Genomic DNA, 22,220 nt, shown 5'->3' on the forward strand with positions numbered 1-22,220 from the left:
TTACCCGCCCACGGGGCCCCGGTCTCGGGTGAAGCGGGGGGGGCCGCGCCGCCGGGTGTGGCGCCGGGGGGCTTGGGGGGTCGGTTGCTCTTTTTGGCGTTTGGCGGTCCCTTCTGGCCCGGCCCCGGCCTCTCCCGGTGGGCGATACTGGGATCGAACCAGTGACCCCTTCGGTGTGAACGAAGTGCTCTCCCGCTGAGCTAATCGCCCGGGAACGGGTTGAACCATACAGGTTTCCGCGCCCCTCCTTCAAATCCTTCGAACCGCGCGCAGTCGGGCCGCCAGACCGCGTCGGCCCGCGCGCATCATCAGCGCGTGGTTGGCGCGGAAGACGGGCCGGCCCGGGACCGCGAACCGGCGCATCAGGGGGCTGGTCACCTCGACCTCCTGCTCGTACAACGCGCGCGTGCCCGGGCCGTGGGCCGTCAGGGTCCAGCGCGCCCAGCCCTCCAGATCGCCGCCGAGCGCGACCTCGAGGACGCGGGCGTCGGGGTCGCGGCGCCGGGCCTCGGCGGTGACGAAGAGGTCGTACGGCAGGAAGGAGCGGAACCGGGCGGTGCCGGTGGCCTCGTCGACGGGGACGACCTCGCGGACCTGGGGCCACCAGCTCGGGTACTCCTCGGCGCGTTCCAGTACGGCGAAGACCGCGTCGGGCGGGGCGGCCAACTGCCAGACGCTGCGGAAGCGGTAGCGGCACCAGTCCATGACCCCAGTGTGTACGTACTCAGTCGCGGATATGAGTACCCGCGCGCATGGTTCCGGGGTGTGGTCCGGCGCACACTCCGGGACATGAACACTCCTCTCCCACCCGCCGACGAACTGGTGATCGTCGATCGCGAGCTCGCGCGACTCGACGCCCACCGGTCCCAGTTGCTGGCCCGCCGGGCCTGGCTGCTGCGGGTCCTGCAGGCTCCGGTGCCCTCCCCGGCGACCGGGCCCACGACCGGCCGTCCGGTGGCCGACTCGACCCCGCGCAGCGCGCAGAACGTGCTGCTCACGCTGGGCGGGGTGCTGCTGACGATCGCGGCGCTTGCGTTCACGCTGGTCAGCTGGGGGACGATGGGCATCGGCGGCCGCGCGACGGTCCTCGCCGTGGTGACGTCCGCGGCGCTCGCGGTGCCGGTGGTGCTGCTGCGCCGGGGGCTCGGCTCGACGGCCGAGGCGGTCGCCGCCCTGGGCCTGGTGCTGATGGTCCTGGACGCGTACGCGCTGCACCGGGTGGCCCTCGCGGACACCGACGGGCTCGCGTACACGGCGGTGGCCTCGGCGGTGCTCGCGGGCGCCTGGACGGCCTACGGGACCGCGCTCGGCCGGCTGCGGATCCCGCTGCCGGTGGCCGTGGTGACGGCTCAACTCCCCCTGCCCCTCGGCGTCCTGGCCGCCGACGGCGGTGCGCTCGCCCTCGGCTGGGCGGCGCTCGCGACCGCGGTCGCGGATCTGGCGGTGGCGCTGTGGGTGAAGCCGGCGGCGGTACGGAGCACGGCGGCGGTGGCCGCCGGGGTCCTGGGCGGCGGGGCGCTGCTCACGGGTGTGCGGATGTCGTTCACGTCCCCGCTCCCGGCGGGCGCGCTGCTGCTCGCCTGCGCGGCGGTGGCGCTGTGCGTGGCATGGCGGGTGGCCCAGGCCTCGGTGTCCACGTCGGTGGTGGCGGGTGTCGCGGCGATCGCGGCGGTGGGTGGCGCGCTGCGCCCGGTGCTGCCGGGCGACTGGGAAGTGCCGGGGTACGTGCTGTGCGCGGTGGCCCTGGCGGGCGTCCTGCGCTCGTCGGCACCGCGCGCGGTGCGCATCGGTCTGGCCGGTGCGGGCGCGGGGGTGCTCGCGCTGGGTGTGGTGTGGGCGCTCCCGCCGGTGGCGGCCGCGCTGCTGGAGCCGCTGGCACGGACGACCCCCGTCTGGTCGGGTGCCCACGCGGACCCCGCGCTCGCCTCGTACGCGTCGACCGCCCCGGCGGTCCTGCTCGTCGCAGCGGCGGCCTTCGCGGCGCTCCCGCGCCTGTGGTCCCGCTGCGCGGCCCTGTTCCTGAGCTGGGGCACCCTGACCGCCCTCCCGCTCGCCCTGGACCTCGCGTACGCCCCGACGCTCGCCCTCCAGCTCGTGACGACCACGGCGGCGCTCCTCCTGGCGGCGCGCCCGGGGACGCTGACGCGGGGCCTGCCGGCTCCGGCTCCGGCTCCGGCTCCGGCTCCGATGGAGAGCACGTCCGATTCGGCGTCCGATGTCGCCTCCACCCCTGCGGTCGCCTCACGGCCCGTGCCGCCCCTGGAGGTCCTCGGGGCGAGCGCGTTCGGCTGCGGGTTCGCCTCGGCGCTGAGCCTGGTCGCCGCGGCCCTGGACACGCGCGCCGCCACGTTCACCACGCTCGGGGTGCTGCTCGGGCTCTTCGTGGCGGTGGCGTTCCTCGCCGCCGGTGTCCAGCGGGTCGTGTCCGCCTGTGCGGCGGTCGTCGTCGCGGCCGGTCTGGTCTCCGCCGGGGCTGCCGCCGCCGGCTTCCGCGACCACCACACCGCCCTGGCCCTGCTCCTCGTGCCCGCGGCCACGGCCCTGATCGGCGGGCGGCTCCGGCGCCACCCGGTCGCGCTCCCCGTCGAGCTCACCGGCGCCGCCGTCGCGCTGCTCGCGATCGTGATGGCCGTGCCCACGCCCGCCGTCCTGGCGCTCGTCCTCACCCTGACAGGTGTGCTCGCCGCCGCCACGGCCCTGCGGCCCGAGCGCCGTGCGGTCGCCTCGTGGACGGCGGGTGCGCTGTTCCTCCTGGCGACCTGGGTGCGGCTGGCCGTCTGGGACGTGACGACCCCGGAGGCGTACACGCTGCCCGTCACCGTGCCCGCCCTGGTCGTGGGGGCGCTGCGGCGGCGCCGCGACCCGGAGTCCTCGTCCTGGGTGGCGTACGGCCCCGGGCTCGCCGCCACGCTGGTGCCGAGCCTGCTCGCGACCTGGGTGGACCCCGACTGGCGGCGCCCGCTGCTCCTCGGCGTCGCCGCGCTCGCGGTGACCCTGCTCGGGGCCCGGTTCCGGCTCCAGGCGCTGCTGGTGCTCGGCGGGACGGTCCTGGCCCTCGACGCCCTGCACGAGCTGGCGCCGTACGTCGTCCAGGCCGTCGGAGCCCTCCCCCGCTGGCTGCCGCCGGCGCTGGCCGGTCTGCTGCTGCTCGCCGTGGGGGCGACGTACGAGCAGCGACTGCGCGACGCCCGTCGTCTGCGGGAACGGCTCGGCCGGATGCGGTGACCGGATCGGAGCACGCCGAAGGCCCTGAGACTGGATCCAGTCTCAGGGCCTTCGGTCCGGGTGGTGGGCGATACTGGGTTCGAACCAGTGACCTCTTCGGTGTGAACGAAGCGCTCTCCCACTGAGCTAATCGCCCCGGCGCACCGCAAACATTACCGCATGTCAGCCGGTGCCCCGACCGTCCCCAGGGTCAGTCGTTGATCTTCCACGGCATCACGAAGCCGTACTTCCAGAGGTAGAAACCGAGCAGCGCGCCGATGATCACCAGGCCGACCGAGGTCAGGATGATGTTGCGTCGACGCACCTTCGGATCGAGCGCGCGCTGCGCCGCCTCGGTGACCTTCCGCTTGGTCCACCGGAGCACCAGCTGGGCCCAGACGAACTCGGTGGCCCAGATCGCCATGCCGCCGAAGATCACCACCCAGCCGGGCCCGGGCAGCACCAGCATCGCGACACCGGCGCCGACCACGGCCAGCCCCACGATGAAGACGCCGACCTGCCAGCTCAGGTGCAGGGTCCTGCGTGCCTTGATGAAATCGGGGGCCCGGGATCCCAGCTCGGATTCCCCGTCGGCCGCGGACTCCCCGGTGCGCTCGTCACTCTCCGCATTCATGGTCCCAACTTACCGGACGGGGCGCCCTCACTCGTTCAGCCGCATTACCAAAAGTTACACACCCCCATACGAGCTACCTGAACGATCACAAAACAGACAGAGGGGTTTACAACGGCACCGTAGGTGGCATGTCGATTTCGCCGACGTGCGAATCCCCGAGCGCACACTGAGCGAAAGGCCCTGGCGCTTATGAACACCACGGTCAGCTGCGAGCTGCACCTGCGCCTCGTTGTGTCGAGCGAGTCCTCACTGCCTGTACCCGCGGGCCTGCGGTATGACACGGCCGATCCGTATGCCGTGCACGCCACCTTCCACACCGGAGCCGAAGAGACGGTCGAGTGGGTCTTCGCCCGCGACCTTCTCGCCGAGGGGCTGCACCGGCCCACCGGCACCGGCGACGTCAGAGTCTGGCCGTCCCGCAGTCACGGTCAGGGCGTCGTCTGCATCGCGTTGAGTTCCCCCGAAGGCGAAGCCCTGCTCGAGGCCCCGGCGCGGGCCCTGGAGTCGTTCCTCAAGCGGACCGACGCCGCCGTGCCACCGGGCACCGAGCACCGGCACTTCGATCTCGACACGGAGCTCTCCCACATCCTGGCCGACAGCTGAGCCAGGCCGAGAGCCGCACGGCGCCGTCCGACTCGGGGAGACGGCGCCGCGCGGACGACGCGGACAATCACATACCGCAGACATCGGCGTCCTCACCGCGCAGCCGGCGCGGAGGAGGGCGCCGATGTGCGTTACCCGACCCCTCCCGGCGTCGCGCGGCGAAACCGCTAGAGTCAGCGCAATTCCGCGGGCGCCCGCCCGCAGCCGGCCAGGGAGCGAATCGTGCTGATCCCTCACGACACCCGGATCGCCCTCGACAGCGTCGTCGATCTGATGAACACCGCGCCAGAGGGCGACCGTGACGACGAACTCGCGGACATCCCCTCGCTGCGCACCTTCGTGCGGGCCCACAACATCAGCGACGTCGGCGAGCTCACCGACAAGGACCTGAAGGCCGTCCAGGAGGTACGGGCCAGGTTCACGGCGGTCTTCGCGGCTCCCGACTCCCGGATCGCCGCCACGCTGATCAACCAGCTGGTCGCCGCCGCGGGCACGACGCCGCAGCTCACCGACCACGACGGCTACGACTGGCACGTGCACTACTTCGCGCCGGGCGCCTCGGTCGCGGACCATCTCGCCGCCGACTGCGGCATGGCCCTGGCGTTCATCGTGGTGGCGGGCGAGCAGGAGCGGCTGCGGCGCTGCGAGGCCCCCGACTGCGGCCGGGCCTTCGTCGACCTCTCCCGCAACCGCTCACGCCGCTACTGCGACAGCCGCACCTGCGGCAACCGCCTCCACGTCGCCGCGTACCGCGCGCGCCGCAAGGAAGCCGCCGGCTGAGCGAGCGCCCAGCGCCCCTCACGGCAGGAAGAGGTCGTTCACGGCGGCCATCAGGAGCAGACAGCCGATCACCGCGAGGAAGATCATCAGCGGCGGTTGGGAGAGCGCGAACAGGCAACCGCGCGGCTCTTCGGTGGGGGCGGGGGCGTGATCCCGCGAGGTTTCCAGCATCTCGGGGGTGATCATGGCGCAGCCACTCGCGGGAGGGCCCGCAACACGCCCCTCGGCCACGGCAGTTCATCACATCCCGTGGATATTTCCGACGCTCGGACGCCGTCGGATGCCCTGCCTCGTCAGATGCCGTGCTTCTTCAGAATCGCCTCGATGTCGCTGAAGTCTTCCCCGGCCGTCTTCGCCTTCGGCTTCGGGGTCGCGCCGCGCTGCCCGGCGCCGAGGGACGGCGCGGACGCGGCCGGTGCGACCGCCCCGGGCACCTCGCCCCGCTCGGTCTGCTTCCGGCCCGCTCTGCGCCGCTCGACAGCCCGGCTCGTCATGAAGAGCGCCCAGGCCGCGCCGAGCACACCGAAGCCGGCCCACGCCGTCGGGCTGAAGGCCGTGTCGAAGGCCCACTCCACCACCCCGGTCATGACCAGGCCGATGGGCACCAGCGCATAGGCGGCGATCCGCGTCGCGGCGAGGAAACGCTTGCGGTACGCCGTGATCGCGGCGATGCCCAGTCCCGCCACGGACACCGCGGAAAAGATGGTCTCGGCGAGCATGCGATCCTCCTGGGGCGGGCGGTATGTCTCTTCCATCCTGCACCGGCGAGGGGGCCCGCGGCCATGTTCCGAGGCCGACCTCAGGGAGATCTCCGGGTCTCCCCCACGGGATCTCCTCCCCAGGTCCTGGTCAGGACCGTCCCCCGTGCCGGTGGGACCGTCCCCCCGTCCCGGCCAGGGACCCGTCCCTCCCTCCCGGTCGGGACCGTCCCCACGTCCCGGTTGGGACCAGTCCGACCGTGCTGGGAGACTGCTCCCATGAGCGACTCCACCACCCCGTCCGCCTCCCCCGTCACCGTGGAGGCCTGGTTCGACCTCCAGTGCCCCGACTGCTTCCGCGCCCTCGACGACGTGCGCGCACTGCGCGAGAAGTACGGCGACCGGATCGACGTACAGCTGCGGCACTTCCCGCTGGAGAAGCACAAGCACGCGTACGCCGCCGCGCAGGCCGCCGAGGAAGCAATCGACCAGGGCAAGGGCTGGCCGTACGTGGAGGCGCTCCTTGCCAGGACCGAGGAGCTCGGCGAGCGGGGCGAGCCGGTGCTCCTGGACGTCGCCCGCGAACTGGGCCTGGACGCCGAGGAGTTCGACACCGCCCTGATCGACGGCCGGCATCTGCTGACCGTCGACGCCGACCAGGCGGAGGGCAAGGCGATCAAGGTCACCGGCACCCCGACCTATGTCGTCGGCGGCGAGCGCCTCGACGGTGGCCAGAGCCAGGACGGCCTGCGGGCGCGCGTCGAGGAGATCACCGACCGCCTGCTCGCCGGCTAGCCGGCCCCCAGGGGCGGGCGAGTGATTAGAGCAGCGGCTTGTAGCTGTTGACGTGCGTCGTCCGGTAGCCGAGCGAGGTGTAGAGCCGGATCGCCGGGGTGTTGCCCGCGAAGACGTGGAGTCCGAGCAGGCGGTCCCCGGCGCCGAGCGCGACCCGCTCGGCGACCAGCATCAGGGCCCGGCCGTAGCCGTGGCCCCGGTGGCCCTCGGCGACCGCGATGTCGTAGACGTAGCTCCCGTGGACGCCCGGCTCCAGTTCGCGGCCGGCCGTCCAGACATGGCCGACGGTCTCCCCGTCCCGTACGGCCACGTGGACCGCCGTGCCCGGGGAGTCCAGGCCCTCGGGCAGCAGCAGCCGGTGGGCGGCGTCGGACCTGGCGCGGGCCCGGTCCTCGGGGACGCCCCGCTCGATCCAGCTGTGCGCGTAGCTCTCCCTGGCGTTCACCTCCCAGGGGCCGAACTCTGCCTCGGTCATCGGGCGGACCTCGATGCCGGACGGCAGCGCGGGCGGCTCGGCCGGGAGGTCCTTGACCATGTTCCTGCCGCGCTCGGTGTAGCCGAGCATCTGCCCCATCCGCAGCGCCGCCTCCGCCCGCACCGGCACGGAGATCTGGACCTCGCCGCAGCCCCAGCCGCGCAGCACCTCCTCGGCGGCCAGCGCGGCCACCGTGGCCCGGCCCCGGCGGCGGTCCTTCTCGTCGATGCCCAGGTCCGAGATCACCCCGGATCCGGTGCCGGGGGTGGCGGCCAGGCGCACGGAACCGACGCGACGACTGTTCACGCACACGTCGTAGGTGCGTGAACGTCCGCCGTCCGGGGTCTGCTGAAGCGGCACGGACGGCCGCAGGGTGGTGGTCATCACCGGTGTTCTACCCACGCCACGGCTCTCCGTCATCCGGATTTACGCGAGGCGCGGATCCCGGTCCGCCGCCGCTCGCTCGTCGAAGATCCGCATGGCCTTGGCGGTGACCGGTCCCGGCGCGGGAGTGGTCTCGCGGCCGTCGACCCGGTGCACGGCCTGGATGTCACGGAGCGTCGAGGTCAGGAAGATCTCCTCGGCGCTCTCCAGGACGTCCAGCGGCAGATCGGCCTCCACCGCCCCCGTCCACTCGACCGCGAGGGCGCGGGTGATCCCGGCCAGGCAGCCGGAGGAGACGGGAGGGGTGTGGATCCGGCCGTCGAGCACGACGAAGACATTGGAGCCGGTGCCCTCGCAGAGCTGCCCGACCGTGTTGGCGAACAGCGCCTCGGAGGCGCCCTGTTCGCGCGCCCTGGCGAGGGCGACGACGTTCTCGGCGTACGAGGTGGTCTTCAGGCCCGTGAGCGCCCCGCGCTCGTTGCGGGTCCAGGGCACCGTGATCACGGCCGTGGAGTCGGGGCGGCGGGTCGTCTCGCCGAGCCCCACGACGAGGCTGGTCCCGGCGTCGCCACGCTCGGAGCCGAGCGGGGAGAGTCCGCCGGTGTACGTGATGCGGAGCCGGCCGAGCTCCATCGGGTTGGCCTCCAGGACCGCCGCGCAGGCCCGGCGGACCTCGTCCAGGTCGGGGGCGGGAAGGCCCAGGCCGCGCGCTGAGCGGGCGAGGCGCTCCAGGTGGAGGGTGAGGGCGAAGGTGTCGCCGCGCTCGGCCTTGACCGTCTCGAAGACGCCGTCGCCGACGGTCAGCCCGTGGTCCAGGACGGACACCCGGGCTTCCTCCGCTTCGCGCAGTCCGCCGTTGACCCAGAGTTTCATCGCGATATGGCCTTTCCGCTCGCCTCGTACGCGCCCGACGCTACCGCCAGTAGCCGGGACGCCTTCAACTCGGTCTCCGCCCATTCGCGCTCGGGGTCCGAGCCCCAGGTGATCCCGGCACCGGTGCCGAAGCGCAGCACGCCCTCGGGGCGGTCGATCCAGAAGGTCCTTATGCCGACGGCCAGCTCGGCGGTGCGGCGGTCGGCGTCGACCCAGCCGATGCCGCCGCAGTAGGGGCCGCGCGGGGCGGTCTCCAGGGCCTCGATGATCCGCAGGGCGCTCGACTTCGGGGCGCCCGTGACGGAGCCGGGCGGGAAGGTGGCGGCGAGCAGCTCCGGCCAGCCCGCGTGCGCGCCGAGTTCACCGCGCACGGTGGAGACGAGGTGGACCAGGCCCGGGTGGGGCTCGACGGCGCAGAGCTCGGGGACGGTGACCGAACCGGTCGCGCAGACCCGGCCCAGGTCGTTCCGTACGAGGTCCACGATCATCACGTTCTCGGCGTGGTCCTTCTCCAGGAGGTCCTCGGCCGTGCGGCCGGTTCCCTTGATCGGGCCGGACTCGACGGTGGCACCGTCGCGGCGCAGATAGAGCTCGGGGGACGCGGTGGCGATCTCCACCCCGTGCGCGGGGAGCCGAATCGTTCCGGCGTACGGAGCGGGGTTGCCACGGGCCAGCAGCGCGGTGAGGGCGTCGACGTCGGCCGCGGCGGGGTCGGGCAGCGGCGCGGACATCACGCGGCAGAGATTGGCCTGATAGACCTCCCCGCGCGCGATGTGCTCCCGGATCCGGCGGACGCCCGCCGTGTACGCCGCGCGGTCGAGGGAGGACGTCCAGTCACCGGCGGAGGGGCCGCGCCAGGCGCCCGGGGCGGGGGCGGCGACCGGGGCCGGGACGGGCTCCCTGCGTACGTCACCGAAGCGGGCGCAGGTCAGACGGCCCTCGAAGTCCGCGGAGACGGCCCAGAAGCCGACGGAGTCCAGGGCCGCGGGGTCACTGGTGACATCCCGCAGGTCGGTCGCGACGAGGCCGCCGAAGCGGGCCAGAGGAGCAAGGTCGTGCACGGATCGAGTCTAGGGCGGGCGGGGAGGCCGGTGCGGAGGACGAGTGGTGGAGGTGCGGAGCACCGGCTGGGGGCGGCCGGCTGCCACGTCGGGGACACGGGGAGTGAACGGCACGGGAACCCTCTCCCGTGGGACGGCTCCGTGTGCGGGTCAGCACGCTGCGGAAACGCGTTTTTGTGCTGGCCCAGGAATCCGCTAGAGTTCAACACGTCGCCGGGACGCGCAAGCGGAACGGAAACGACAAGCGGACGTGGCTCAGTTGGTAGAGCATCACCTTGCCAAGGTGAGGGTCGCGAGTTCGAATCTCGTCGTCCGCTCGATGTGGGGGATCTTCCCGAACCCCCGTCTCACTCCTGGTGGAGTGGCCGAGAGGCGAGGCAACGGCCTGCAAAGCCGTCTACACGGGTTCAAATCCCGTCTCCACCTCCAAGCGCGATTAGCTCAGCGGGAGAGCGCTTCCCTGACACGGAAGAGGTCACTGGTTCAATCCCAGTATCGCGCACGCAGAACAACCGAAGATCCGGTCCGCATGGACCGTCCCGCGCGATTAGCTCAGCGGGAGAGCGCTTCCCTGACACGGAAGAGGTCACTGGTTCAATCCCAGTATCGCGCACGCAGTACGTAGTACGCAGTAACTCTTGGTCCTGTATTGTTTGGGACCGTCCCGCGCGATTAGCTCAGCGGGAGAGCGCTTCCCTGACACGGAAGAGGTCACTGGTTCAATCCCAGTATCGCGCACCATACGTACGAAGCCCCCGGCCGCCTCTCGCGGCCGGGGGCTTCGTCGTACCCACTCCTCGTCAGGAGGAGAAGAGCATCCGGCCGAAGCCGCGCTGGTGGTGACCGCCGTGGTGGCCGTGGTGGCCACCGTGGTGTTGCTGCGGGGCGCCCCAGGCGGGCGCGGCGGGGGCGCCCTGCGCCGGGTAGGCCGGTGGGGCGGGCGCGGGCGGCGCCTGCTGCACCCACTGGGACTCGAGCCGGGTCAGGGACTCCAGCTCGCCGTAGTCCAGGAATATCCCGCGGCAGCCGCTGCACTGCTCGATCTGGACGCCGTTGCGGTTGTACGTGTGCATCGCTGCGTGGCACTTGGGACACTGCATGGTCGGCTCAACTCCCTGCCGTTCGGATGGTGCTCTCAGCTTATGGGGACGCCGGGCGGGCCAACTCGGTTCGGAGTGAGCCGATTCGGGCGCAGGTGTCGATCATCACTTCCTCGACCTCGTCCAGGGAGCGCCCCTCCGCGGTGGACTTGGCGAGGGCGAGCGCCGCGGTCTGCACGGTCAGCGCGCGGGCCGGGACGTCGAGTTGAGCCCAGGGGTCGGACGCGGAGACGGCCGGGCCGTCCTGGTGCCGGTACGCGTCGAGGAAGCGGGACCAGACGTCCGGGGGCAGGATGCCCGCCGCGAACCAGGCGGCCGGGCGGGCCAGGTCCCAGGCCGGGTCGCCAAGGCCGAGGTCGTCCACGTCTATGAGGAGCCAGGGCGTGGTGGGGTGCGTGGTGGGGTGCGTGGTGGCGCGGGTGTCGGGGTGGCTGGTGAGGCGGGTGGTGGAGCTGCTGGGGGCGCGGACCAGTTGGCCCAGGTGGAAGTCGCCGTGGCAGAGGAGGGGGCGGTCCGCCGGCTCCTCCGGGAGGGTGCGCCAGGCCCGGAGCACGGTCTCCACGGCGGCGCCGGGCGCACCGGAGCGGCGCATCCGCTCGACGGCTAGGGCGGCCTTCACGGGCGCGCGCATGGGCGGGATCGAGAGGTGGTCCGGAGGTGGGGTGCGGTGGAGCCGGGCGAGCAGGCGCGCGGCGTCCTCCCAGGGCGCGGCGTCCGGATCGGCTGGGTCGACCGGGGTGCCGTAGGGCCAGGTGGAGAGGGGGCGGGTGGATGGGGTGGATGGGGTGGATGGGGTGGGGTGGGTGTCGGGGGTTGCGTGGGTGTCGGGGGTGGTGTGGGGCGGTTCTGCTTGGGGTTTGAGGAGGATGCCCGTCAGCTCCGGGAGGGCCGCGACCGCGAGTCGGGTGCCATGTGCGGAGAGGTCCGTGTCGGGGGCGTGGGCCTTGACCACGACTACGCCGTGTCGGACCACCGTGCCGTCGTCACGGTCGGCGAGCACGGTGCCGTCGTGCGGGGCGCACGGGCAGGCGGGGTCCGCCCGGTGCGCCGCCTCGCGCGCGAGGGCGCTGAGATGTTCGAGTTCGGCATGCTCCACCCGGGGAGCGTACGCGCTGCCGCCTAGGGGGTGTCTCGTCGATCAGGCCGGATCAGGGAGCGGCGTCTGGTGCCGTGCATCGCAAGGCGGAGGAGGGAGTCAACGCGGTGGGGGCACCTCCCGTGCCCGAAGGGCTACGGGGGAGTTGGCGACCGACGACAACGCGGCTGGGGGTCCCCCCTGCTCGAAGAGCTTGGGGGAACGGTGCCAGACGCCGCGAGCCCGGCATGATCGACGAGACACCCCCTACGGCCCCGGAAAGCGCGAGGGCCGGTCAGCTCCCCAGCTGACCGGCCACACGCTGCCGTCCGCCGCACCCCCGTCCCCACGGGGTTGTTGGCCGGATGTCCCCGACCCGGGCCGCTCTCCCGGGTCCGGGGCGCCGCTCAGCGCCCCAGCATCACGCCCACGGACGACGCCTGTGTGACCACTGCTTCCCAGCCGCCGAAAACGACGACCAGCAGGGTCGCGAGAGGGAGGACCATGGCGGTCGCCACCAAGGGGTGGCGGCGGCCCGAAGGACGGGTGGTGATCCGCGATACCGGGTACGCCATGGTTCCTCTCCTGTCGTGGTTGGCAGCGGCGGGTGTGTGACCTCGGGGGACGAGTGCTGCACCCGCCGCTTGTCTTCAACACTAGGGACCCGGCGCCACCAGGACGTCATGCCCGCGTACCGATTACCGGGCCTACGGGAGGATGACGCGTACCCCTATGGCGTACTCCCCAGGGTGGAGAGCACCGACTACGTCTGAGGGTCTTCCCTGACTCGCCATGAAGGGGGCCGTGCGCACGACGGCCCCGGTGCGCGTGACTTCGCTCACTTCCAGCACCCCTCTACGTACCGCCGTCTCCACCCTGCGGTTTGTCTTGCTCGCCACTACCTCGTACGTCCATGTCGTGTCCCGCGCGTCCATGGCTGTCTCCACGCGATGACCCTTCATGTGTCGAATCCCCCTTCTGGTATTGGATGTTGGAGAATCCTTCGGTTTGGAGAGGCCGTTCCGCCGGCGTCCTGACCAACCCTCAAGTGTCCTCCCCAGCACTGACAATCGATCCGCGCGCGAGGGCGCGGCCTATGAGCACACCGGGTCGTCAATACGTAAGCTGTGCCACGTCGAACGGACGAGGGGACGGACATGGCGATGATGCGGCTCCGGCGCGAGGATCCGCGGATCGTCGGGTCGTTCCGGCTCCACCGCCGGCTCGGGGCCGGTGGGATGGGGGTCGTGTACCTGGGATCCGACCGGCGCGGGCAGCGTGTGGCGCTGAAGGTGATCCGGCCGGACCTGGCCGAGGACCACGAGTTCCGTTCCCGGTTCGCCCGTGAGGTCTCCGCCGCCCGGCGGATCCGCGGGGGCTGCACGGCCCGGCTCGTCGCCGCCGACCTGGAGGCCGACCGGCCCTGGTTCGCCACCCAGTACGTGCCCGGCCCCTCCCTACACGACCGGGTCGCCGAGGAAGGGCCGCTGCGCGCCGCCGACGTCGCCGCCATCGGGGCCGCCCTCTCCGAGGGCCTCGTCGCCGTCCACGAGGCGGGCGTCGTGCACCGCGACCTCAAGCCGTCGAACATCCTGCTGTCCCCCAAGGGGCCCCGGATCATCGACTTCGGCATCGCCTGGGCCACCGGCGCCAGCACCCTCACCCACGTCGGCACCGCCGTCGGTTCCCCCGGCTTCCTCGCGCCCGAGCAGGTACGGGGCGCGGCCGTCACCCCGGCTACGGACGTCTTCTCGCTCGGCGCCACCCTGGCGTACGCGGCGATGGCGGACTCGCCCTTCGGGCACGGCAGTTCCGAGGTCATGCTCTATCGCGTCGTGCACGAGGAGCCGCAGCTGAACGGCGTACACGACGCCCTCGCACCCCTCGTGCGGGCCTGTCTCGCCAAGGACCCCGAGGACCGGCCCAGCACCCTGCAGCTGTCCATGCGGCTCAAGGAGATCGCCGCCCGCGAGGCCCAAGGGCTGCCCGTCGCGCGGCCTCCGGTCCAGCGGGAACGTACCGAGCAGTCGACCGGCAGCCGGCCCACGGAGCGGTACACCGAGCGCACCACCGACTCGCGGCCGTCCGCGGCGTCGCGTACCGGCGGGCGGTCCCCCTCCGCCTCGCAGTCCCGGCCCAACGGCCGCCCCCCGGCCTCCCGGCCCGGTGGTGCGCGCACCACCTCGACCGGGCGGCGGCCCGCCAATCCCCGGCTGCTGCGGCAGCGGTTGTTCGTGTTCGTCGTGGTGACGCTTGTCGTCGCCTTGGGGATCGCTGCGGCGCAGGCGTTGCAGGGGTAGCGCTGGGGTGGTGGTGGGGGGGCTGCGGGGGCGCGGCCCCCTTCATTCAGTCCTGCGGGCGGCCGCTCGCCACCGCGTAGAAGGCCACCGCCGCCGCCGCGCCCACGTTCAGCGAGTCGACTCCGTGCGCCATCGGGATGCGGACCCATTCGTCCGCCGCCCGGAGCGCCTGCGTCGACAGGCCGTCGCCCTCCGCGCCCAGCATCAGCGCCGCCCGCTCCAGCTTGTGCGGGGCCGCCACGTCGATCGGAGAGGCCTTCTCGTCCGGGGTCAGGGCCAGCAGCTTGAAGCCCGCCTCCCGTACGGCCTCCAGGCCACGCGGCCAGGTGTCCAGACGGGCGTACGGGACCGAGAAGACCGCGCCCATGGAAACCTTCACCGACCGGCGGTACAGCGGGTCCGCGCAGTCCGGGGAGAGGATCACCGCGTCCATGCCGAGCGCGGCCGCGCTGCGGAAGATGGCGCCGATGTTGGTGTGGTCGTTGACCGACTCCATCACCGCGACCCGGCGGGCCGGGCGGAGCAGGTCCTCCGCGCTCGGCAGCGGCTTGCGCTGCATGGAGCCGAGGGCGCCACGGTGCACGTGGTAGCCCGTGACGCGCTCGGCCAGCTCCGGCTGCACCGCGTAGACGGGTGCCGGGACCTCGTCGATGACATCGCGCATGACATCGACCCACTTGGCGGAGAGCAGCATCGACCGCATCTCGTACCCGGCCTGCCGGGCCCGGCGGATGACCTTCTCGCCCTCGGCGATGAACAGGCCCTCGGCGGGCTCGCGCCTGCGGCGCAGCTCCACGTCGGTCAGGCCGGTGTAGTCGCTCAGGCGCGGGTCGTCGGGGTCGTCGATCGTGATGAGTTCGGCCACGTGGTGATACTGCCTTGTCCGGGGTGCGGTGCCAATGTGTCTGCGGTGGGGGTGGGGGTGGTGGGGCGGTTCGTCAGGGGGTGGGGCTCTTTCGCGTGAGCTTCTCCGGGCCCTCCGCCACTACGTCGCCGATCACGATCACCGCCGGCGGGCGGACCTCCTCGGCCCTGACCGTCTCCGCGACCGTCGCCAGCGTGGCGTCCACGCGGCGCTGGGTCGCCGTGGTGCCCTCCTGGACCAGGGCTAGGGGGGTCTCCGGGGACTTGCCGTGCTCGATGAGCGCCTCGGCGATCTTCCCGATCTTGTCCACCCCCATCAGGATCACCAGCGTGCCCGTGAGCTTCGCGAGCGACGCCCAGTCGACGAGGGAGCGCGGGTCGTCCGGCGCCACGTGGCCGCTGACTACGGTGAACTCGTGGGCCACCCCGCGGTGCGTCACCGGGATGCCGGCCGCGCCGGGGACCGAGATCGAGCTGGAGATGCCGGGGACGACCGTGCAGGCGATACCCTCCGCGGCCAGCGCCTGGGCCTCTTCCATGCCCCGGCCGAAGACGAACGGGTCGCCGCCCTTGAGACGTACGACCGACTTGCCCTTCTTCGCGTGCTCGATCAGTGCGTTGTTGATGGCCTCCTGCGCCATGAAGCGGCCGTACGGGATCTTCGCCGCGTCGATCACCTCGACGTGCGGGGGCAGCTCGGCGAGCAGGTCGCGGGGGCCCAGGCGGTCGGCGATCACCACGTCGGCCTCGGCGAGGAGTCGGCGGCCGCGGACCGTGATCAGGTCGGGGTCGCCGGGGCCGCCGCCGACCAGGGCCACGAAGGGGCTGCGGGAGCGGTGCGCGGGGGCGGCGATCGAGCCGTCCCGGAGGCCCTCGACGATCGCGTCGCGCACGGCGGCGGAGCGGCGGGGGTCGTGGCCGGTGAGCACGGCTACCGTGACGCCCTCGCTGCGACCGGTGGCCGGGGTCCAGGCGGTGGCCGCCTCGGCGTCGTCGGAGCGCACGCACCAGGTCTTCGTCCGCTCGGCCTCCGCGGACGCGGCCGCGTTGGCGGCGGGGTCGCTGGTGGCGACGAGCGCGTACCAGGCGTCGGCGATGTCCCCGTCCTCGTAGCGTCGCTTGACCCACGTGATCTCGCCGTTCTCGGCCATCGCTTCGACGGAGGGCGTCGCGGAGGGCGAGACGAGGGTGATCGCCGCGCCCGCCGCGATCAGGGCCGGGAGTCGGCGCTGGGCCACCTGGCCGCCGCCGAGGACGATGACGCGCCGGCCGGAGAGGCGGAGGCCTACGGGGTAGGCGGGGTGCGCGGCGGGGGCTACGGGGTCGGCCATCTTGTGCGGCTCCTCGGAGAGCGGGTCTGCGTCTGCGGGCCGCTGCTGCGGTGGAGCGGCTGGTGGGGCGGGGTGGGTTGGGGTGCGGGGGCCTGTGCCCGGTGACCACGATATCGGTCACCGGGGGTGGGCGACCTGTGACGCGTGTCCCTCCCCCGCGCCGTGGTGCGGTGCCGTGGGGGCCGCTCCGGGTCCGCGTTCGGGACTTCATGATTTACGGCGCGCAGGGGACCTCGAAGGCAGCGCTCTCGCGCGCCACAAATCACGCTTTACGTCCCGAACGCGGACCCTGCGCGGCCCCACTCCCGTTGGATTTGGAGTGGGGCGGCGCGGGTGCCTTCTTTTACTTTTCCGTCACGCCTGCCGAGTCGAAGGTCGCCACCTCGTGCATGGCCCTTGCCGCGCTCTGGACGACCGGGAGGGCAAGGAGGGCGCCCGTGCCCTCGCCCAGGCGCAGGTCGAGGTCGACCAGGGGGCGCAGGCCCAGCTTGTTGAGGGCCGCCACGTGGCCCGGCTCGGCGCTCCTGTGACCCGCGATGCACGCTGCAAGGGACTCGGGCGCGATCGCCCGGGCCACCAGCGCCGCCGCGCCCGTCGAGACGCCGTCGAGGACGACCGGGACGCGCAGCGAGGCCGCGCCCAGAATGAGGCCGACCAGCGCCGCGTGCTCCAGGCCGCCGATGGCCGAGAGGACGCCGATGGGGTCCGCCGGGTCCGGCTGGTGGAGGTCGAGAGCGCGACGGACCACGTCCACCTTGCGGGCGTGCATCTCGTCGTTGATGCCCGTGCCGCGGCCGGTCACCTCGACCGGGTCGACGCCCGTGTACACGGAGATCAGCGCGGCGGACGCCGTGGTGTTCGCGATGCCCATCTCGCCGGTCAGGAGGGCCTTGTTGCCCGCCGCCACGAGGTCGCGGGCCGTCTCGATGCCCACCTCGATCGCCGCCAGGACCTCTTCGCGGGTCATCGCGAGACCCGTGGTGAAGTCGCCCGTACCGGCTCGGACCTTGCGGGGCAGGAGGCCAGGCGTCGCGGGGAGGTCCGACGCCACGCCCACGTCGATCACGCAGACCTCCGCGCCGACCTGGTTGGCGAACGCGTTGCAGACCGCTCCCCCGCCGAGGAAGTTCGCGACCATCTGGCCGGTCACCTCCTGCGGCCAGGCGGTGACCCCCTGGGCGTGCACGCCGTGGTCACCCGCGAAGATCGCGACCGCGGCCGGTTCGGGGATCGGGGGCGGGCACATCCGGGAGAGGCCGGAGAGCTGCGCGGCGATGATCTCCAGCATGCCCAGGGCCCCCGCGGGCTTGGTCATGCGCTTCTGCCGCTCCCACGCCTCGCCGAGCGCCTTGGCGTCCAGCGGGCGGATGTTGGCGACGGTCTCCTGGAGCAGGTCGTGCGGCTCCTCACCGGGCAGCGCCCGGCGGCCGTACGTCTCCTCGTGGACGACCCACGACAGCGGGCGGCGCTTGGACCAGCCCGCCTGCATCAGCTCAGGCTCCTCGGGGAACTCGTCGACGTACCCCACGCAGAGGTACGCGACCACTTCGAGGTGCTCGGGCAGACCGAGGGCGCGCACCATCTCGCGCTCGTCGAAGAAGCTGACCCAGCCGACGCCGAGGCCCTCGGCGCGGGCCGCGAGCCAGAGGTTCTCGACGGCCAGAGCCGAGGAGTACGGGGCCATCTGCGGCTGCGTGTAGCGGCCCAGGGTGTGCCGGCCGCCCCGCGTGGGGTCGGCGGTCACGACGATGTTGACCGGGGTGTCGAGGATGGCCTCGATCTTCAGTTCCTTGAACTGCTTCGCCCGCGCCTTGGGCAGCGACTTTGCGTACGCCTCGCGCTGGCGCTGAGCCAGTTCGTGCATCGACCGTCGGGTCTCCGCCGAGCGGATGACGACGAAGTCCCAGGGCTGGGAGTGGCCGACGCTGGGAGCCGTGTGCGCGGCCTCCAGAACGCGGAGCAGCACCTCGTGCGGGATCGGGTCCGAACGGAAGCCGTTGCGGATATCCCGGCGCTCCCGCATGACCCGGAGCACCGCCTCGCGCTCCGCGTCGTCGTAGGCCGGGGCAGGGGGGGAAGGTTCAGCAGCAACCGGGGCAGCCAGGGCAGGCTCCGGTGCCAGTTCCTCTGCAGGTGCCAGTTCCTCTGTCGCGTCCTGTGCCGGTGCGGACTCCTGTGCCGGTGCCGACTCCGGCTCCGGTGCCGCGGAGTCCTCAGTGGGTTCTGCGACTTCCTCGGCTGCCGGCTCCTCGGCTACTGCTACGAGGTCCTCTGCGGGCGGTTCCTCTGCCGGGGGCTCCTCGGCTGCCGGGGGCGTCACCGGCTCGGGGGTGTCCGTGGCCTCGGTTGTGGGCTCTTCGGTCGGGAGGTCCTGGGCCTGGGGCTCGGGCTCCGTCGGGGCCTCTGCGGCCGGGGGCTGCTCGGGCTCCGGTGCCGGGTCCGGGGTTACGTCCGGCGCCTGGGGATCCTCCGCGGAGGCCTCTACCGGCGGTGCCTGTACGGCGGCGGTCGGGCCGCCGTCGCGGGGGGCCGGGACCGGGGCGGGGACCTCCTCCACGGAGGGCTCCTCCACGGCGGGCTCGGGGGCCTCCGCTGCGGGCTCCTCCGGGGCCGGGGTCGGCGCGAGGTGGGGGGTCGTCGGGAGCGTGCCCTCGACCGGGACGAACTGGCCGACCGTTTCTGCGGGCACGGGTGCCTGCGGCTGCGGGTCCCACGGGACGGCGCCCTGCGGCGGGACCTCGCCGAGCTGGGGCGCGGCCGGTGCGGCGGCCGGCTGCTCCTGGGGGACGTCGAGGTACTCGAGGCCGGAGGTCGGCGGTCCCGCTACCCGGGTCGGCATCGGCGCGGGGGCCGTCGCGGCGACCGGCATCGGCGTCGGCGCGAGCACCGGTGCCGGGGCGGCGGCAGGGCCTCGGTCGGCGAGGGAGCGGACGACGCCGCCGTTCTCCGGGACCGGGGGGCCCATGTGCAGCGGGCGGCGGGCGGGCGGCGGGGTCGCGGCGGCCGGCGGTACGCGTACGGCACCGAGGTCCACGGAACCCGAGTCGCGGCCGGCGGCCTCGTGGGCGCCGGTGTCCAGGATCCCGGGCTCGTACCCGTGATCGGTCACGGCATCGGCCACGAGCGGGACGCCGTGCGCGGGGGTCGAGAGGCCGAGGGGCACGCCGTGGGGCGGGGTCGCGACCGGCTCGTGGGCGACCGGAGCCGGGGTCGAGAGGCCGAGGGACATGCCGTGGGGCGGGGTCGCGACGGGCTCGTGAGCGACCGGAGCCTGGGTCGAGAGGCCCAGGGGCACGCCGTGGGGCGGGGTGGAGACCGGCTCGTGGGCGACCGGAGCCGGCGGGGTCATCGGGGTCTGGGCGGCGAGGGCGTCGGCGATCGGGCCGGCCAGCGGGTCGGTGAGCGGGTCACCGACCGGCGGCATCATGCCCGGGGCCTGGACCGCGACGGGCGGCGCGGGCATGGCGCCCGGCGTGTGCTCGCTCCAGGCGCCCTGGGCGCCCGGCATCAGAAGCAGATCGTCGTCCTCGGCTGCGTGCTCGGAGGGGTCCAGGAAGGTGTACGCGCCCGGAGCGGGGATGCCCGGCTGCTCGACCATGCCTGCGTTCTCCGGCAGCCCCTCGCCCGGGACCTGGCCGGTGTCCGTCATGCGTACCCCTCGCCCATCGCTTGTGCTCCTTCAGACCTTCGCCCGTCAACAAGAACGAGCGTGCGCGCCGTGCGGCACGAATGACGCGCGGGCACCCCAGCATTGTCGCGGCCATCGGCCGTCGTGACAGGCGGATCCGCCACGGTTTGCTGTGGACTGCGCCACGTCGCGCGTCCCCCCGTTGCCCCGTACCACATCAGGGGCCCTCAGGGCCCCTCTGTCCGGATATTGGCGAACAAAACACCGAAGGCCCGGGCGCGGTACAACGATCGGCCAGCCTACCTGGCCCGGTGGGGCGGGGTGGTCAGGGGGCGCGCTCGATCCGGCGTCCGGAGAGCAGGAAGACGACGGTGCGGGCGCGCTCCGACCAGTCGTCCGGGTCGAGGCCGACGCTCTGCAGCAGGGCGCATTCGACGTCGTAGCCACCGTCGGCGAGGGCCGCGCCGACGGCCTCGGCCTCGTCGCGGGTGGAGGCGTGGGCGACGATCCGTTCGGGCCTGCGGGCGGTGCAGGCGGTGACGACGGGGACGCCGCCGCCCCCGATCCGTACGACGTCGGGTTCGGGCAGCCGTTCCAGGACGTGCGGGGCCCGGCCGCGTACGGCCTGGAGCTGGATGCCGTGGCGTCGGGCGGCCGCCTCCGTGCGGGCGCAGGCCTCGGGGTCGGCGTCCACGGCGATGACGGCGGCGCCGAAGCGGGCGGCCTCGACGGCGAGGGCTCCGCCGCCGCAGCCGATGTCCCAGACGAGGTCGCCGACGCGGGGGCCGAGGCGGGCGAGCTGGGCGGCGCGCAGGGTGCGGTCCTCGCCGGTGCCGCCGCGTGCGGGGGCTTCCGGGGGCAGCGCCCAGCCGCGTACGGCCGGGGTCTCCTGGCCCATGAGCCAGCCGCCGGCCGGGGTCCCGGCGGTGCCGCCGATGACGATGACGACGTTGGGGTCGCGCCAGACGTGGTCGGCGGCCTTGTCGGAGGTGAGGACGGTGACCTGTTCGCGGTCGGTGCCGAGTTCCTCGCAGATGACGAAGGTGCGGTGGACGCCTTCGAGGAGGAGGGCGAGTTCGGCGGGGCCCGCGCCGGGCGAGGTGAGGACGGCGACCTTGGGGTGGGCGCGGCAGACGTTGACGGCGCGGCGCAGGGTGCGCTGGTGGGCGACGACGATCCGGGCGTCGTCCCAGGGCATGCCGGCCCGGGCGAAGGCCGCGGCCACGGAGGAGACGGCGGGGACGACCTCGACCTCGAGGCCGTGCTCGGGGGCGCGCAGGTTGCGGACGACGCCGAAGAAGCCGGGGTCGCCGTCGGCGAGGACGACGGCGGTGCCGCGGTGTCCGGCGATGCGGCGGGCGGCGAGGTCGACGCTGCCGAGGCGGATCCTTTCCGCACCGGGCGGGACCTCGGGCAGGGCGAGGTGGTGCGCGGCGCCCGCCACGAGCGTGGCGGCGGAGAGCGCGGACCGGGCCGCTGCGGTGAGGGGCGAGCCGTCCCAGCCGATCACCGTCACCCGGTCGGCCATCGTCGTCTGTCTCCTGAGGTCTTTGTCGCAGGTCGGGGGCGTGTGAAGGGTACCCGGGATCGGTTGCGGGCTCAGCTCCAGTCGGTGAAGGAGGAGTATCCGGCCTCCGCCATCTGGTCCGCGACGCCTTCGAGGTCCTCGGGGAGCAGTCCCCAGACGATGAAATCGGTGCGCAGGTCGGCCCAGGTGCCGTCCTCGGTGCGGGTGCGGGCTATGCAGGCGTTTCTGAGGACGCCTTCGCTGATGCTGCCGATCTTCTGGGCGACCTGCTGGGAGGCGGTGTTGTCGGCTGCGGTGCGCAGCTCGATGCGTTCGAATCCCTGGTCGCCGAAGAGCCATTGGGCGGTGGCGAGGGCGGCTTCGGTGGCGTAGCCCTCGCCGCGGGCCCAGGGGGCGACGATGTAGGAGATCTCGGTGGAGCGGACGCGCCAGTTGGTGTGGCTGAGCTGGATGACGCCCACCAGGCGCTGGGTGAGGAACTCGGTGACGGCGAGGTCGAGGCCCCGTCCGGTGGTGCGTTCGGCGGGGGCGTACTCGGTGATCCAGCGGAGCGCGGCGTCCTCGGTGTAGGGCTGGGGGACGGCCGTCCAGGCGGCGACCATCTCGTCGTTCATCATCTCGGCGAGGGCGGGCGCGTCCGCCTCTTCGAGCGCGCGCAGCACCAACCGGTCCGTGTTGATGGAGATGTCCGGAAAGGTGGTAGTCATGCGCAGCTCCATGCCGTGAACCGTCCGAATCGACCGTGAACGCACAGCATGCAGCATGCTGCTGTCGGTGTGCATGGCCGGGTCCGATGTGGCGTCAGATGACGGGGCGTACGACGGCGAAGGCCCCGCGCACCCGGGCGGGGTGCGGGGGCCTTCGGCACAGGAACCGTACGGCGGGCC

At 73.0% G+C, this 22,220-nt stretch carries 21 protein-coding genes and 7 tRNA genes; 10 read left to right on the forward strand and 18 right to left on the reverse strand.

Going from position 1 to position 22,220, the window contains the following annotated elements; all coding sequences use genetic code 11:
• Positions 1–138: 138 nt before the first annotated feature.
• Together ACFWRO_RS31085 and ACFWRO_RS31090 are read right to left on the reverse strand one after the other, a co-directional pair.
• A tRNA-Val gene (locus ACFWRO_RS31085) sits at positions 139–210 on the reverse strand.
• 39 nt (positions 211–249) lie between these two features.
• On the reverse strand, positions 250–705 hold the full coding sequence (locus ACFWRO_RS31090; protein WP_384516071.1) for an SRPBCC family protein: 456 nt from the start codon (positions 703–705) through the stop codon (positions 250–252).
• An 84-nt stretch (positions 706–789) separates the two neighbouring features.
• On the opposite strand from ACFWRO_RS31090, the gene ACFWRO_RS31095 reads away from it, so the two are divergent.
• Positions 790–3,225, forward strand: a complete 2,436-nt coding sequence (locus ACFWRO_RS31095; RefSeq protein WP_384516073.1) for an SCO7613 C-terminal domain-containing membrane protein — start codon at positions 790–792, stop codon at positions 3,223–3,225.
• 61 nt (positions 3,226–3,286) lie between these two features.
• Here the strand turns inward: ACFWRO_RS31095 and ACFWRO_RS31100 are convergent.
• A tRNA-Val gene (locus tag ACFWRO_RS31100) sits at positions 3,287–3,361 on the reverse strand.
• Between the two features lie 54 nt (positions 3,362–3,415).
• Positions 3,416–3,838, reverse strand: a complete 423-nt coding sequence (locus ACFWRO_RS31105; RefSeq protein ID WP_384516076.1) for a TIGR02611 family protein — start codon at positions 3,836–3,838, stop codon at positions 3,416–3,418.
• 189 nt (positions 3,839–4,027) lie between these two features.
• Here ACFWRO_RS31105 and ACFWRO_RS31110 point away from each other — a divergent pair, with 189 nt between their 5' ends.
• Positions 4,028–4,441, forward strand: a complete 414-nt coding sequence (locus tag ACFWRO_RS31110) for an SsgA family sporulation/cell division regulator (protein WP_015032345.1) — start codon at positions 4,028–4,030, stop codon at positions 4,439–4,441.
• A gap of 222 nt (positions 4,442–4,663) precedes the next feature.
• Positions 4,664–5,221 carry a CGNR zinc finger domain-containing protein gene (locus ACFWRO_RS31115; protein ID WP_384516078.1) on the forward strand — a complete coding sequence of 186 codons (558 nt, stop codon included), beginning with the start codon at positions 4,664–4,666 and terminating at the stop codon, positions 5,219–5,221.
• Positions 5,222–5,239: 18 nt separating this feature from the next.
• Here ACFWRO_RS31115 and ACFWRO_RS31120 read toward each other — a convergent pair whose 3' ends face one another.
• Together ACFWRO_RS31120 and ACFWRO_RS31125 are read right to left on the reverse strand one after the other, a co-directional pair.
• A complete protein-coding gene (locus ACFWRO_RS31120) occupies positions 5,240–5,407 on the reverse strand; it encodes a hypothetical protein (protein ID WP_384516211.1) in 168 nt (55 codons plus the stop codon).
• Positions 5,408–5,514: 107 nt separating this feature from the next.
• On the reverse strand, positions 5,515–5,940 hold the full coding sequence (locus ACFWRO_RS31125) for a hypothetical protein (RefSeq protein ID WP_384516081.1): 426 nt from the start codon (positions 5,938–5,940) through the stop codon (positions 5,515–5,517).
• A 258-nt stretch (positions 5,941–6,198) separates the two neighbouring features.
• Here ACFWRO_RS31125 and ACFWRO_RS31130 point away from each other — a divergent pair, with 258 nt between their 5' ends.
• On the forward strand, positions 6,199–6,714 hold the full coding sequence (locus ACFWRO_RS31130) for a DsbA family protein (RefSeq protein WP_384516084.1): 516 nt from the start codon (positions 6,199–6,201) through the stop codon (positions 6,712–6,714).
• A 25-nt stretch (positions 6,715–6,739) separates the two neighbouring features.
• Here the strand turns inward: ACFWRO_RS31130 and ACFWRO_RS31135 are convergent, their stop codons facing one another.
• The 3 genes from ACFWRO_RS31135 to ACFWRO_RS31145 are packed head-to-tail and all read right to left on the reverse strand — an operon-like array spanning position 6,740 to position 9,507.
• The gene (locus ACFWRO_RS31135; protein ID WP_384516087.1) at positions 6,740–7,573 is read right to left on the reverse strand and encodes a GNAT family N-acetyltransferase; all 834 of its coding nucleotides are present in this window, start codon (positions 7,571–7,573) and stop codon (positions 6,740–6,742) included.
• A gap of 42 nt (positions 7,574–7,615) precedes the next feature.
• Complete coding sequence (locus ACFWRO_RS31140) at positions 7,616–8,446, reverse strand: aminotransferase class IV (protein WP_384516090.1); 831 nt, start codon at positions 8,444–8,446, stop codon at positions 7,616–7,618.
• On the reverse strand, positions 8,443–9,507 hold the full coding sequence (locus tag ACFWRO_RS31145) for a chorismate-binding protein (protein ID WP_384516092.1): 1,065 nt from the start codon (positions 9,505–9,507) through the stop codon (positions 8,443–8,445). Before ACFWRO_RS31145 ends, ACFWRO_RS31140 begins: the two co-directional genes overlap by 4 nt.
• Positions 9,508–9,751: 244 nt before the next feature.
• On the opposite strand from ACFWRO_RS31145, the gene ACFWRO_RS31150 reads away from it, so the two are divergent.
• From ACFWRO_RS31150 to ACFWRO_RS31170, 5 genes are all read left to right on the forward strand, one after another.
• A tRNA-Gly gene (locus ACFWRO_RS31150) sits at positions 9,752–9,824 on the forward strand.
• A 38-nt stretch (positions 9,825–9,862) separates the two neighbouring features.
• A tRNA-Cys gene (locus ACFWRO_RS31155) sits at positions 9,863–9,936 on the forward strand.
• A gap of 1 nt (position 9,937) precedes the next feature.
• Positions 9,938–10,009, forward strand: a tRNA-Val gene (locus ACFWRO_RS31160).
• Positions 10,010–10,048: 39 nt separating this feature from the next.
• Positions 10,049–10,120, forward strand: a tRNA-Val gene (locus ACFWRO_RS31165).
• Between the two features lie 53 nt (positions 10,121–10,173).
• A tRNA-Val gene (locus ACFWRO_RS31170) sits at positions 10,174–10,248 on the forward strand.
• Positions 10,249–10,307: 59 nt separating this feature from the next.
• Here ACFWRO_RS31170 and ACFWRO_RS31175 read toward each other — a convergent pair.
• From ACFWRO_RS31175 to ACFWRO_RS31190, 4 genes are all read right to left on the reverse strand, one after another.
• A complete protein-coding gene (locus ACFWRO_RS31175; protein ID WP_384516095.1) occupies positions 10,308–10,607 on the reverse strand; it encodes a zf-TFIIB domain-containing protein in 300 nt (99 codons plus the stop codon).
• Positions 10,608–10,647: 40 nt separating this feature from the next.
• Entirely contained in the window at positions 10,648–11,703 is a 1,056-nt protein-coding gene (locus ACFWRO_RS31180) for a phosphotransferase family protein (RefSeq protein WP_384516097.1), read from the reverse strand.
• Between the two features lie 386 nt (positions 11,704–12,089).
• Positions 12,090–12,257 carry a hypothetical protein gene (locus tag ACFWRO_RS31185; protein WP_384516100.1) on the reverse strand — a complete coding sequence of 56 codons (168 nt, stop codon included), beginning with the start codon at positions 12,255–12,257 and terminating at the stop codon, positions 12,090–12,092.
• Between the two features lie 132 nt (positions 12,258–12,389).
• Positions 12,390–12,644: a hypothetical protein gene (locus tag ACFWRO_RS31190; protein ID WP_384516102.1), complete on the reverse strand. Its 255-nt coding sequence runs from the start codon at positions 12,642–12,644 to the stop codon at positions 12,390–12,392.
• Between the two features lie 195 nt (positions 12,645–12,839).
• Between ACFWRO_RS31190 and ACFWRO_RS31195 the strand changes: the two genes are divergently transcribed.
• On the forward strand, positions 12,840–13,982 hold the full coding sequence (locus tag ACFWRO_RS31195; RefSeq protein ID WP_384516105.1) for a serine/threonine-protein kinase: 1,143 nt from the start codon (positions 12,840–12,842) through the stop codon (positions 13,980–13,982).
• Between the two features lie 46 nt (positions 13,983–14,028).
• Here ACFWRO_RS31195 and ACFWRO_RS31200 read toward each other — a convergent pair whose 3' ends face one another.
• The 5 genes from ACFWRO_RS31200 to ACFWRO_RS31220 form a co-directional block, all read right to left on the reverse strand.
• Positions 14,029–14,847 carry a TrmH family RNA methyltransferase gene (locus ACFWRO_RS31200; protein ID WP_384516108.1) on the reverse strand — a complete coding sequence of 273 codons (819 nt, stop codon included), beginning with the start codon at positions 14,845–14,847 and terminating at the stop codon, positions 14,029–14,031.
• Positions 14,848–14,920: 73 nt separating this feature from the next.
• A complete protein-coding gene (gene cobA / locus ACFWRO_RS31205; RefSeq protein WP_384516110.1) occupies positions 14,921–16,177 on the reverse strand; it encodes a uroporphyrinogen-III C-methyltransferase in 1,257 nt (418 codons plus the stop codon).
• A 343-nt stretch (positions 16,178–16,520) separates the two neighbouring features.
• On the reverse strand, positions 16,521–19,826 hold the full coding sequence (gene cobT / locus ACFWRO_RS31210) for a nicotinate-nucleotide--dimethylbenzimidazole phosphoribosyltransferase (RefSeq protein ID WP_384516113.1): 3,306 nt from the start codon (positions 19,824–19,826) through the stop codon (positions 16,521–16,523).
• A 304-nt stretch (positions 19,827–20,130) separates the two neighbouring features.
• On the reverse strand, positions 20,131–21,333 hold the full coding sequence (gene cbiE / locus ACFWRO_RS31215) for a precorrin-6y C5,15-methyltransferase (decarboxylating) subunit CbiE (protein ID WP_384516116.1): 1,203 nt from the start codon (positions 21,331–21,333) through the stop codon (positions 20,131–20,133).
• A 71-nt stretch (positions 21,334–21,404) separates the two neighbouring features.
• Positions 21,405–22,040 (reverse strand): GNAT family N-acetyltransferase, encoded by a 636-nt coding sequence (locus tag ACFWRO_RS31220; protein WP_384516118.1) that lies wholly within the window; start codon positions 22,038–22,040, stop codon positions 21,405–21,407.
• Between the last annotated feature and the right edge of the window lie 180 nt (positions 22,041–22,220).

The sequence above is a fragment of the Streptomyces sp. NPDC058579 genome, from assembly GCF_042718575.1.
In the GTDB taxonomy this organism is placed as follows: Bacteria; Actinomycetota; Actinomycetes; order Streptomycetales; family Streptomycetaceae; genus Streptomyces.